At 49.9% G+C, this 11824-nt stretch carries 9 protein-coding genes; 6 read left to right on the top strand and 3 right to left on the bottom strand.

Going from position 1 to position 11824, the window contains the following annotated elements; genetic code table 11:
- Nucleotides 1–72: 72 nt before the first annotated feature.
- The 3 genes from ABEA14_RS00395 (at nt 73) to ABEA14_RS00405 (ending at nt 1881) form a co-directional block, all read left to right on the top strand.
- The gene (locus ABEA14_RS00395; protein ID WP_345337747.1) at nt 73–855 is read left to right on the top strand and encodes a glutamine amidotransferase-related protein; all 783 of its coding nucleotides are present in this window, start codon (nt 73–75) and stop codon (nt 853–855) included.
- Nucleotides 856–956: 101 nt separating this feature from the next.
- Nucleotides 957–1337 carry a hypothetical protein gene (locus tag ABEA14_RS00400; RefSeq protein ID WP_345337748.1) on the top strand — a complete coding sequence of 127 codons (381 nt, stop codon included), beginning with the start codon at nt 957–959 and terminating at the stop codon, nt 1335–1337.
- Between the two features lie 124 nt (nt 1338–1461).
- Entirely contained in the window at nt 1462–1881 is a 420-nt protein-coding gene (locus ABEA14_RS00405; RefSeq protein WP_345337749.1) for a DCC1-like thiol-disulfide oxidoreductase family protein, read from the top strand.
- A 19-nt stretch (nt 1882–1900) separates the two neighbouring features.
- On the opposite strand, the gene ABEA14_RS00410 is transcribed toward ABEA14_RS00405, so the two are convergent.
- Nucleotides 1901–4039 (bottom strand): metallophosphoesterase family protein, encoded by a 2139-nt coding sequence (locus tag ABEA14_RS00410; RefSeq protein ID WP_345337750.1) that lies wholly within the window; start codon nt 4037–4039, stop codon nt 1901–1903.
- Between the two features lie 93 nt (nt 4040–4132).
- Entirely contained in the window at nt 4133–5011 is an 879-nt protein-coding gene (locus tag ABEA14_RS00415; protein ID WP_345337751.1) for a phosphatase PAP2 family protein, read from the bottom strand.
- Between the two features lie 362 nt (nt 5012–5373).
- Between ABEA14_RS00415 and ABEA14_RS00420 the strand changes: the two genes are divergently transcribed.
- On the top strand, nt 5374–7416 hold the full coding sequence (locus tag ABEA14_RS00420) for a tetratricopeptide repeat protein (protein ID WP_345337752.1): 2043 nt from the start codon (nt 5374–5376) through the stop codon (nt 7414–7416).
- Nucleotides 7417–8393: 977 nt separating this feature from the next.
- Here ABEA14_RS00420 and ABEA14_RS00425 read toward each other — a convergent pair.
- Nucleotides 8394–9191, bottom strand: a complete 798-nt coding sequence (locus ABEA14_RS00425) for a hypothetical protein (RefSeq protein WP_345337753.1) — start codon at nt 9189–9191, stop codon at nt 8394–8396.
- A 513-nt stretch (nt 9192–9704) separates the two neighbouring features.
- Here ABEA14_RS00425 and ABEA14_RS00430 point away from each other — a divergent pair.
- Both ABEA14_RS00430 and ABEA14_RS00435 read left to right on the top strand, forming a co-directional pair.
- Nucleotides 9705–10298, top strand: coding sequence for a hypothetical protein (locus tag ABEA14_RS00430; RefSeq protein ID WP_345337754.1), 594 nt, complete (start codon nt 9705–9707; stop codon nt 10296–10298).
- A gap of 73 nt (nt 10299–10371) precedes the next feature.
- Nucleotides 10372–11814: an efflux RND transporter periplasmic adaptor subunit gene (locus ABEA14_RS00435; protein ID WP_345337755.1), complete on the top strand. Its 1443-nt coding sequence runs from the start codon at nt 10372–10374 to the stop codon at nt 11812–11814.
- The last annotated feature ends 10 nt before the right edge of the window (nt 11815–11824 follow it).

Genomic DNA, 11824 nt, shown 5'->3' on the forward strand with positions numbered 1-11824 from the left:
AGATTCGGGACGTTTTTCCGATTCCATGATATCAATATCCCCAGACAAGGTTCGTAAAGTGAGGATGTCTACTTGCCTGAAAAACTGCTACGAATTGCCATTCTGGATGCAGACCACCTCTACCCGGAATTGGTCGACATCTACCAGAGTTATGGCCGCATGTTTGAACAGCTGTTTGCTGCTGTTTTAGAAAGAACGCCACAACTGTTCGGCGAAGACTTTATCCTGCAAACCCAGCGCTTTGATGTAGTTAGTGGCGTTTACCCTGAATCACTGGATTGCTTTGACGGTGTGTTGGTCACTGGCAGCAAGGCTGATGCATTCTCAGACGAAGCCTGGGTTCAGCAACTTCGAGACTATGCTGTTGATTTGCTGGAAGCCAAAATACCGACCGCAGGGATCTGTTTTGGCCATCAATTACTGGCACTCGTGGCAGGAGGTAAAGTTGATAGAGCGGCAAACGGCTGGGGCGTGGGTATTAATCATTATCAGGTGCCGAAAGCAGCCGCTGGTTGGCTGGCTGAATTAGGCTTTTCTCCTGCCAAACGTGAGCAAACGGACCTGGTGTTAATTGCCAGCCACCAAGATCAGGTCCTCGCGCTGCCAGCTAATGCCCAGCTATTGGCTGGCAATGCGTTTTGCCCCAATGCCGGGTTTAGAATCGAAAACCATCTGCTCAGTTTTCAAGGCCATCCAGAATTTACCGGTGACTACCTCAAGGCGTTGATGACATTGCGCCGAGAACGGGTAGGTGAGGCCAACTATCAAAAAGCATGTGCCTCGGTGGGAGCACCACATCATGGGCATGACATTGGTCAATTGATGCTCAAATTCTTTGCTGCTTCAAAGTCATAACCAAAAATTTTATGAACTTTGTTAGAAAGGTCATCGTATCGGTTGTCTAACACCATGTAATATGTCGCGGATTTTGTTTACTGGTGTGTTAGAAGTTTTTCGTGGAAACAGAAGCTAAGCCATTCAAGGAAAGACGCAAAGGCCCGGACATTTGGGCAAGAATGGTCGGTTGGTTATCACTAGCCGGCTGGTTGACCTTTATTGCCGTTCTGGTGATGGTTCAGTACGCCCGACCGGAAATGAATACAGGCCTGGTGCGTTATCACGGCATAGAAGTCCGAGAAGAGTGGCTGCCAAGGCTTAGCGATATGATCTTCATATCCCTGTGGTTCTGCTGCGGTCTCAGCCTGTTCTCCATGATGTTTAACCGCAAGCGAATGCGCCGGAAAACAGACACCAACTTGTTCAACCTGATATTACTTGGCCTTCTCTCAGTAGTTGGTGTGCTTCTAATGTTTCCTGTGGTGACAAGCGTAAGTTAGATGGTATTGACCATCGGTTTGTTTCCACCGTATGAAAGGAACCAGCACTGGTTATAAAGGTCTATTCTACCGAGCGTTAACAACAGACTAATCGGGCGCAGAACCCGGTAGTCGAGGAGGCGGTATGGGTGAGCAGCGTAACAAAGGCAATGTCGTGCTGATTTACGACGGTGACTGTCCTGTTTGTCGTCGTTACTCTCAAGCGGTCCAAGTCTCACGCCAGTTTGGCGGACTTACAACCTTATCTGCCCGCGATCCCGATCCCCTTGTTGATTATGTGTTAGCCCAAGGCTATGACCTGGATGAAGGCATGGTGGTGATGCTGGATGACAACATCTATCACGGTGCGGACGCACTTAATATCATGGCCATGATTGGCTCTAAAAGCGGCTTTTTCAACCGACTCAATTACATCCTATTCAGCTCTAAGTTTATGGCCCGATTCTGTTACCCAGCGATGCGGGCAGGGCGCAACCTGCTACTGAAACTTCTGGGTGTTCGCAAGCTGGCAGAAAGCCGCGGCGATAATCTTTCTGAAAATTAGAGTGCCTATAAGTCTTCACTTAGTGCCAATTGGCTTCCTGTTCACGCCGCTCAAATACCACTGCTTTATCCTCAGCTATCAGTTGCCTGATCCGCCATGGCCGACCACTTTCGTCCAGCTCTACCAATCCGATGCCACTGGCATTTAACAACCTTCGACCAGAGGGCGCACCCACAGGTTTACGCGGGGTAATGCGCATCTGTCTGCGGCTGGTAAACCAGTTCAAAGGGGAGGTAGGGGCATATAGCCAGCGATTAAGCCGGTCCAGCTTATCGATAAGGGATTCCGGGAAAGTATTGAGCAGGCCACTGCTGCAGATCTGCCAGATCTCCGGGCCACCGCTGCGCCCCCTCAGCTCAACATCGTAGACAAAGGAGTAGTGAACATCGCCCGACAGCACCACAAAATGCTGTGGCGTTTTACGGTGCCTAAATACGTTCAGGATGCCGTTTGAGGTTCCTGGATGGGCCATCCAGTTTTCGGCATCCACTAACAGAGGTTTTCCAAAAAAGGTGAAAATACGTTGGATCACTTCAATCAGCTTCACCCCAAAAATAGGCGCAGCAGAAACCAGCAATACCGCATTTTTGCCCCGCAACTGACGTTGCAGATCGGTCAACGCCTCCCAGTCTATAAGTCCTGAGGGCTTAACTTCAGAGCTTTCCGAGCGCCAACGCCGGGTGCGGGTATCCAGTGCCACCAAAGGCGGCTCTGTCGGCCACTGAAAATCCCAGCCCTCAAACTCCAGAACGGTTTCAACTAACTCATCGTGGTTGGCGCCGCCAGGATCGGCCAAGCCAGCCTGTACCTGTGCCAATAATTCTTCGGAAAACGCCTCAGGCAGATTGCCCCAGGCTTGATTCAACAGATAGGCGATCAAACCGTTGCCGATCATGCGGCGCGAAAACGGATGGTTGTAGACCGCTTCCTCCCACTCTCGGTTCAGGTTCCAGTCGTCTGAGATATCATGATCGTCGAAGATCATGGCCGTCGGCAGGTGGGCAAACACGCGGCTGACGCGTTCGAGTTCTGATGCAAAGGCTTCTATGGTTGCCAGTTCATCCTGATAGGCCTGTTTTAGCTCGGGGCTGAAATTGTTGGGTGCCGCCAGCGTGACTAATTTCCAGGGCGTCGGTGACCATACCAACAGATACATCATCAGATATTCAGACAGACTGATCAGGTGATTGTGGGCATTGTCGCTGGTAAATATCGGCTTCTTCACACCACCAAACAGCATCTCTAGCAGACTGCGGTTTCTCGTGGTGGCCGGTAGCAGCTTGTTGCGCTGATAATAACTGCAGGGGTGGCTGACTAACGCGGCGTCATCTTCAACGCCTTCCAGCTCAAGACGCTCCATCGACTCACAAGGCATCTCCAGAGCGTTTCTGAGCTGGTGAATGGCGTGCAACAGCGGCCCCGCCACATCATCGGCATAAATCTGATCGCCAGACATCATCAACAGTGCCGGCCAGGCGACAGCTGATTCATCGTTATTTTTCTTTAGCGACTGTTTTTCGGGTGGTGCTTGTTCTGCTGTTTCTGACTCAGCTTCCAGATAACGACTCAGCAAAGCATCGGCCGCCACCAAGCCGTCGAAACCGTCATGGTGTGGCTTGCGGCAGGAGCCATGAAGCAGTGAATCAATGGTATTGGACAGCTGAAAGCCGGGTGTGGATTTGCCTGGATAACAGAGGTGAGGCACACAGTCCGTCAGTAACGAGGCGCTATCACTGTTTGCTGAATCCTCGACCGCTGGTGCAGCCCATTTAAACTCGATGTTGTAACCGATCCATTCATCCTTTGGCAGCGGGTTTTCAACGGTTAAATCGATCAGCAGGTAATGCAACTTGGGGGACGCGGTAACTACCGTTAGGCTCGGTAAATCCGGTGTTAGGGTATAGCTCTGCGTGGCGTGAGACGTTGGCAAAATTGTCAGCGTCAGTGATTCGGGCTTGTCGCAGACGACAAGCCACAATACCAAACGCTCAGACTCAGCGCGTCGTAATATCGGGCCCGCTAATATTTTTGAAATATGAGTCTGATTTGAAATATGAGCTTGGTGCGAAACATGAGTCCGGTTAGAAACACCACTCTCTTCGGAAGTAGTCGAATCGATAGAAACGGTCGTTGCTTCAGAGGCTTGTGTCGCAGACAAAAGAGGCTTCCCAAAAAGTCATCGCTATGAATAACTTAGTGGCATAGCCTCAATTTGGTCAATCTATCCGCAGCCAGATAACTGTAACAAAACCTATGAGGCTGTGTTTTTCTTGGCGAACAGGAAGCGCATTGCCAGCCACCATGCAAGCAACACAAACAGCGTCAGGCCAAATGCCCAGGCAGGTACAGACTCCAGAGTTTTGGCGCTGAATTTTTTCACGATCCGCCAGATCTTCTCCAACCGATCGTGGTTGATCACAATGATGGTTAACACAATGGCGATACAGCCAAGGTAGGCATACAGCGAGTTAAACAGTTGCCGCTTAAGCAGGGTAAGGAATAGCGCATAGGCGCTTAGGGCCATCATAACACCGCCGACTAAATCCAACACCAGATGCTGTTTCACTAATACGGTCGAAGCAATAATCAGGCAGGGTATCGGCAGCATCTGCCAGAAGAAGGTGCGGTGATGCCGCGCAAACACCAGAAACGCAAACAGATTCAGCGATACATGCAAACTGGGGAAGTTGTTGTACTTAGTGTCATTCTCTTGCTGGAACCGGGTGAGTGTCGACAGGCCATCGGTACCCATGGCAATGGTTTTATCCATCGCAACCGGAAACAGTTTAAAAATGGCGAAACTGATAGTCAGAATCAGGAAAAAGCAGGCGGTTCCCCAGTAAAACTCTGCCTTTTTCTTCAGAGTAAAACAGGGTGAAAAAACAAACAGATACCCGAGCATATAAAAGATGATGAATAACGGGATCTGCGGCAGCCATTGGTCCAGCGGCGTGGCAAAGTCATAAATGACCGTGCCTGCTGCGTGTTTTTTAGCCCAGAAATAGCCCATCTCGAAATAGATGAACATCAAAATGGCGGTCAAAAACCTCAACCAGATCGGTGGTGCATCGTTGGTTTCCACTGTGTTTGTGGGTAATGGGGACTGAGGTGCAGAAGCTGCGTCATTCATGAGGTTTGATTATGTCTTGATGCAAAAACAACGAATGTCTGGGCGCAAGTTAGGGCAAATGGATCTTTATCTCAATGCCGCTGTTCGCAAAATGCCAACTGTGTCCTTCGCTATCAGCAAACTGTGTTGTTCTGAAAAAAAACGGCCTGGTTTTTACAAAACCATCCCCACGTGCACCAGATGCACTGGAACGCTTTTATTTCGAATGACTCTGGCAAGTTAGGTTGAACGAGTTCACTTAGCACTAAAAACAGGTGAATAGAGTCTCAACAGCTGAGCGGTGGATAATAGACATATCGCAATGTGCTAGCGGAACTTCGTAGTTAAGATAGCGAAGCTGAGCTTTCACACAGAGAAGTGGTATGTATCGATTGTTTTTGGCTGGAATCGTCGTTTGTTGCTTTGGTACCTGTGCCGCAGAGGAGGATAAGGAAACCCCTTCTAAGATGGTCCAGGTGCTGGTCAGTCAAGCTGATAGCTATACAGCGGCTTATCGTCAGTATCAGTCTTTACAAGGCATGCTTTTAACAACGAAAGGCGGCGTGCAGTTTGCCGAGCAAAGTTCTTTTCCCGATGTTAGCCAGTCCCAGTGGTTGTCTATTGGTAAAACTCTCAGACAGCGTGCGATTGCAGAATCCTCTGCCTTTGATGCGGTTTTACTGCTGTATCTGAAACAGTTCAATCAAAAGCCTCTTCCAGAATACTGTCAAATTTCAGCTCGGTGGTTGGCAGCGGCAACCAGCCAAGAGCTGAGCTCGGAACAGTCGCAACAGTTGTCAGAGTTGATGACGCTATTAAAGCACTGTCGCCAGCAACAGCCTTTCCATGCACTGCGCTATGCGGCCGAAGCAAGACTGTTGGTGGAAGCGTACGTTAGATACGGTCAGTCTGAGCTGGCAGTCGAGGTGCTGAAAAAAGCATTTGCCAGGTTAGAACAACTGCAAGGAGATGATCGCGAGCGCTTGGCTTTTCTACTTAGCCATAAAGGTTTAGACCAGAGCCTTGCGGCCATAAGTTTGAAGCTGGCGGCGCAGCTTGAACCAGCGGAACTGAGGGTTGAGGTAGTCCGCAGGATGCAGGAGCTGCCGCAGTTTCAGAATCAATTACCTGAGCTTACGGGAATGGTTGGTGCGCCTGAACGGTACACATGGAAGTGGGGCTTGTGGGCAAAAGATATGGCCGAAAAAGGGCTCCTGCATCTGGTAGAGCCTGGACCGACTTTGATACTGGCGCAGCCCGAGCTGAATGAGCAGCACCGTAATCACATCAATAGCATACTTGCATTAGGGAACTTAATTGCCGGTAACCCGCAGGCGTCTTTAGATGCCTACAGACTAGTTGTTCCCGTCAGTACCTACGAGCAGCAAGAGTTGTTGCTTGAGTTAGCCGAGCATGATGTCAGCGGTGTTTACGTTAAGTATGTTATGCAATTCCTTAGCAACGAGCCTCAGCCGATTGACAGAGCATATTCTCTGTTCAGCTTCGCAAGACGATACCTTAAGGCAGGGCGGTACGAGCTTGCAGCCGAGATGTATAACCAAGGGTTGGATATCATGTTTGAAGCCAATTATCACAAAATGGCTGAATGTGGCTGGGAGATTGTAGATGCATTGCTTAGCGAGGGCTTGATCGAACAAGCAGAGCGCATTAGTCAGCGCTTCAACTCTGAGGCTATCTTCTTAGGTGGCGTTGGCGAGCCGCATTATGTTGCCCTGGAAAAAGAGAGCGAGTTTGCAGTTGCTTACGCTCGGATGGGGGATTTCCACAAATCCCAGCTGCTGCTGTTATCGGCTAAGAAAGCTGGGATGAGCAATGCAAATAATGCCCTTGAGCTTATCGATATCTATGCTGATGCCAATGATTTTGTGAAGGCTGAGCGTGTGGCAGCCTGGGTTGATTTCTACCCAGAGCGGCATATGCAGGCGTGGTTACGTGTGGCGAATGGCTATACGCGACATGGTGATTTCGAAAAAGCCAAAGCTCGCCTGGACTATGTTCTGGGTCTGCTCAAGCACACCCGGAATAGACCAAGCATGCTATTCAATGATCTTGCCAAGGGTTATGCTGCTATTGCCTTGCTTCCACCTGAACTACTGAAGATGGCTGAAAGTCGGAAATCCAACAGTTCATTGGTCGAAATAGCTAAAGTTTATGCAGAGGCCGGATTAATCAACTTGGCTTTGCTGGCAATTTGTCATATCGATAATTTGGATGATCAACTCTATGTACTGAGTTGGCTTGAATTTACCAATGGCACTGAGCTGCCATTGGACGAGATCGGCAAAGCGCAATTGGCTAAGATAGTCCAGCAGCACTTTCCTCTTGATGAGTCATGGCATCAACTAGAGCAACAGGTGAATGTTGCGGTTTTGAAAGGAACTCTGGCACAACATCAGCCTCGATGAATCAGCCTTCAACACGAACTATAACGAAGGATATATGGCTAGTTCGCGCTGGTGGTTAAGGGACTTCCTAAAAGGCGGCTCGTGGCACTGCGGTGGCAGTGCCAGTGAAAGGTGTCTCCAAAAATTTAGTAGATTTTCGTTCCGCAATGGATACTTTCCAAACGGTAACCTACGTAAAAAGCACTCAAATTTAAGTCACAAGCTGTGGGGGGCTCCACACACGATCGCTTTAAACCTGGAAACTCCAGTCTTCCGAGCTCATCCGAGTGGAAAACATTTAGAGTACCCTGATAACGATTCTCCCAACTATCTATACACGTCGCATGTACTTGAACATCTCGGCCATCAATTAGGCTCAGCGGATAAGCAGGGGCAAGCTTCAAGAAAAGGAATCCGAAGAACCAAGTTATGAATATAATTCCCAAGTAGACAAAGGGCAGCAGCAACTTCGCTTCGCCTTTTTCTGTCCACTGCCGTCTAATTCTTTCGCTCATCTTTGGACTACTAGAGATCATCGTTACCAAGACAACAACCCCCACAAATACAAATCCAGCAGAAAGAACCTTGCAAAGCTCTACGTATGAGTCACTGGGTGAAAACGGTTCACTAGCGTTCCAAAGAATGAGCAAAAGCATCAAGAAGTAAACTGTGATGATAGTAACCAAGCTCTTAGGCAAAATATCCTCAGACTCATGATCTAACCTGCTGGTTAACATCGTGTTTTAGATAGTACATTGCAAGTGTGATTGTTCTCGATTATGGCAGAGCTCTTCAAAGCGTCTTCATTAAATTAGCCGAAGTCACCAACTAACGAACGTCGGCTGTTTAGGACTGCGCGCCTAGATAGTTGGTAATAACATTGCCCGAAATTGGCACAACACTGCCAGTGAGCACCGTCGTAAAGCGCGTTCATGGTCATGTAGTCTGGTGTTGCGCGACGCCAAGTTGCTTAAACCAAGCCGGTCGTTAACAGTTCGTCACTGAACAGGTTGAGCTAACTTCAGCCAGTGCGCTGACTTTGCGGAGTCACGCGGGAATGGGTAGTCGCGGATCCAATCCGGATAGTCTTCGACGGTTACAATGCCGGTGATGCCCGCACGGTATATCTGAGCAATTATGCCAGCCAGACCAAAACGTTCCGAAGATTCTTCTTTTGCAGCTAGTTCATAATTCAGAATTGCGGTGTCCAGATACATCTGTTCTGCTTCCGCAAGATCATGCATCGTTTGCGAACAGGCTTTGAGTTGGTAGCCGGTAATACAAGGGATCACCTGAGTATTTACCGCATTAAAATAGGTAAAACAGGCAATCAACCAGCCTGAATTGCACGACGTTGCAAAGTATTCCCGCGCCCTTTGTTCCGTCGGTGATTCGGTCGAAGCGATGGTAGTCAGCATGTAGGTCGCTTCATCGGAGATAGTCTTACCGTAAAAGAACTCATACTGAGTGATCATTGCGTAGAACAAACCCACCAAATGGCCTTGTTGGTTGGTCAGTTCCATCTTTTCGAACTCAGCCAGATCGGCCTGAAATTTTGCTCGATTGAAGTTATCAATCACAAAGCTGCGGTAGTACTCGTAATAATGTTCAGATCCGCTGCTCAAAGTGTCAATCATCGCCATGTCTGCTTTGGATAGGAACGCAAGCTTGGCCGCAGCATCAGGTTGTGCAGTATAGGTCGTAAAGTTTTTATGTGGATCGGTCAGCGTTTCAGCCTGTAAGAAGGTCGATGTCCACAGCAAACTCATCAGCCAAAGAGCCCAACCTCGATTCATTCTCATCACCTTACTTCCTACATCTTGTCCTGCATCCAAAAGCGTTGCAGGAAACGCTACAACTGATTTTTACTCTAATGTAATTGACGGCCCAGGGATAGGAAATATGCAATCCCAATCTGACTCTGTGATAAGCGACACTACCCGGATCTTTGGCAGATTTTTATCGGCAACGTCAAAGACCTAATCGCAAATTTCACCAAGGGCGCTGGTATGCAGCGCCACTCTGCCAGTACTGAATGCTTTGGACAAAACGAGAGGTAAACTGTAAGTGTAAGTACGTGACTGGAACTGGCTCTCTGAAGCCTTTCGATATGGCTAAACCCAACCAACTGGGTAGATGTGGCAATTGGCAATGGTCTGTTAACCGCAACCTCAGAATGCAAATAGCCTTTGTTTGTAAAAACCATCCGTATCGAACTCAAAATACGAAGCTGGTCGTTGACCCTGGAGCCACTCCAAGGTCTATAATTGCCAGGGTAAGCCAACAGTTTGATTGCTAAAGCGAAACAGATGTCACTGATACGATTACACAAACTTGCACAGAGGGTGGGCGTGGTTGCGCTTGTCAGCCTGTGCTTTTGTATCATCGTAATCTGTACACATCTGCCACAGTTGTTTGCCCAATTGCCGACAAACTTAGCTTCGTCAAATGTCAGCCCGTCAGACGGTATCGCTTTAGCTAACACCGCAATAGCTGACACCAAGAGCCTTCAGGCCTCTGCTGAGAATCTTCATACTCACGGCGGTTATCAGCACCAACATCCTCATCAACAGCCACATAGTCATACCCATGTTCACTCCGGCGCACATGCAGATCATATGGCGAGTGCAGGTACCGAAGCGCACGCTGAGCATGGAGCGCTCCAACATGGAGAACATCAACATGATTGCTGCGGCGATGACGGAGCCAGCCATAAACTGGTGAAGTGGGTGGTTTCGATATTGGTGCTGGTTGTTTTTGGCCTGCTTTGCTGGGTCGTCGCGACCGGTAAAAAGCTAAACAACCTGACGCGACAATGGTCACAAAGACAAGCCTTCCTCGATCCCGACCCTCCAGGCGGCTATCCACCGAAGTATCTGCAGGTAAAACGCCAGCGGAATTGATCCATCACTGATCCTCCTATCTACAGCACTTGCACAGGTGCTGCGCTTTTGTACGTTTTATTTGGAGTAAGCAGTGAAAACATCATTAACCACCAAACTTGTCCTGCCCGCACTGGCGTTTGCGTCGGGCGTTGCGATTACCGCTGCGGTGACCGTTTATCTGGTCGCGCCGGAGAAGCTCGACGGCATATTTGACCGGTCCAGCTCTGGTTCTGAACAAGTAATGGATGACCCACATGCTGCACATGCAGAGCACGCGGGGCATGAACATGTGCATGAAGCGATTTCGCCAGTAGAGCAGCCCTCGTTGTTTACTGAAGACACGGGATTTGCTGAAGGCTCCGGCTCAACGCCCAGCCTATCGATTAAGTTTGTCTGCCCCATGCATCCGCAGATTGTGCAAGACGAAGAGGGGCATTGTCCGATTTGTGGTATGTCGTTAGAGCCGGTCGAAGTGGGCGCGGCGGCAGATGAGGTGAACGTGAATGTTGCCGGTGGCATGCAGCAAGCCCTCGGCATCCGCACTGAACAGGTGGCGTCAGATGACACCCTGTGGCGATACGTTAAAGCTCTGGGCACGGTGGAATATGACCAGGACGCCATCCACCATGTTCATCCACGTATGACCGGCTGGGTCGAAACCCTGAACGTGGCCAGTGAGGGCGATTGGGTAGAGAAGGGCCAGCGACTGTTTGAGGTCTACTCGCCGGAACTGGTGAATGCCCAGGATGATTATCTGCTGGCTAAGTCAGTGATTGGCAAGGGAGGAGCCAGTGGTCAGGATCTACTGCGCAAAGCCCGCCTGCGTCTGGAGCTGCTGGGGATCTCTCCCAAAACCATCAAAGTGCTGGAGAAGCGCGGTAAAAGCTTTTACCGGGTGCCTTTTTACTCCACCCATTCCGGCATGATCAGCAAGCTGGATGTCCGTGAAGGCATGTTTATTGAACCCGGCGCCACTCTGATAGAGCTGGTTGATCTTAGCCGGGTTTGGGTTCGAGCCGACGTATTTGAGAACGAACAGAGCTGGCTGGAGATCGGACGCCCTGCGGAAGTGACAGCGGCAGCACAGGGACTGTTCGATATCGAAGGGCAGATCGATTACATCTACCCGGAAGTCGACCCTGTTACCCGTGCCATGCAGGTGCGGGTGGCACTGCCCAATCCCGATGGTTTATTGCGGCCTGGAAGTCTCGTAGATGTAGAACTGTTTGGTGGGCCTAAGCGTGGCTTGCTGACCGTCCCTACCGAATCCCTTATCCAGACTGGCCGAGAAAGCCGGGTGGTGGTCCAGCGATCAGATAACAGCTTTGCTTCTGTGCCTGTCACGTTGGGCATGATCAGCCAGGGCCGCGCCGAAGTACTGCTTGGGCTGGAACCCGGTGATCGCGTGGTAGTTTCTGGTCAGTTCCTGCTGGATTCTGAAGCCAGCATCCAGGGCAGTTTGCAGCGGTTAAGCGGGCAGGGGGCAGATGCAGCCGATCCCCACGCCGGCGCTGACATTCACAAGATGCATTAAGGAGATAGTC

The organism is Corallincola platygyrae (genome assembly GCF_039544265.1).
GTDB lineage: Bacteria > Pseudomonadota > Gammaproteobacteria > Enterobacterales > Neiellaceae > Corallincola > Corallincola platygyrae.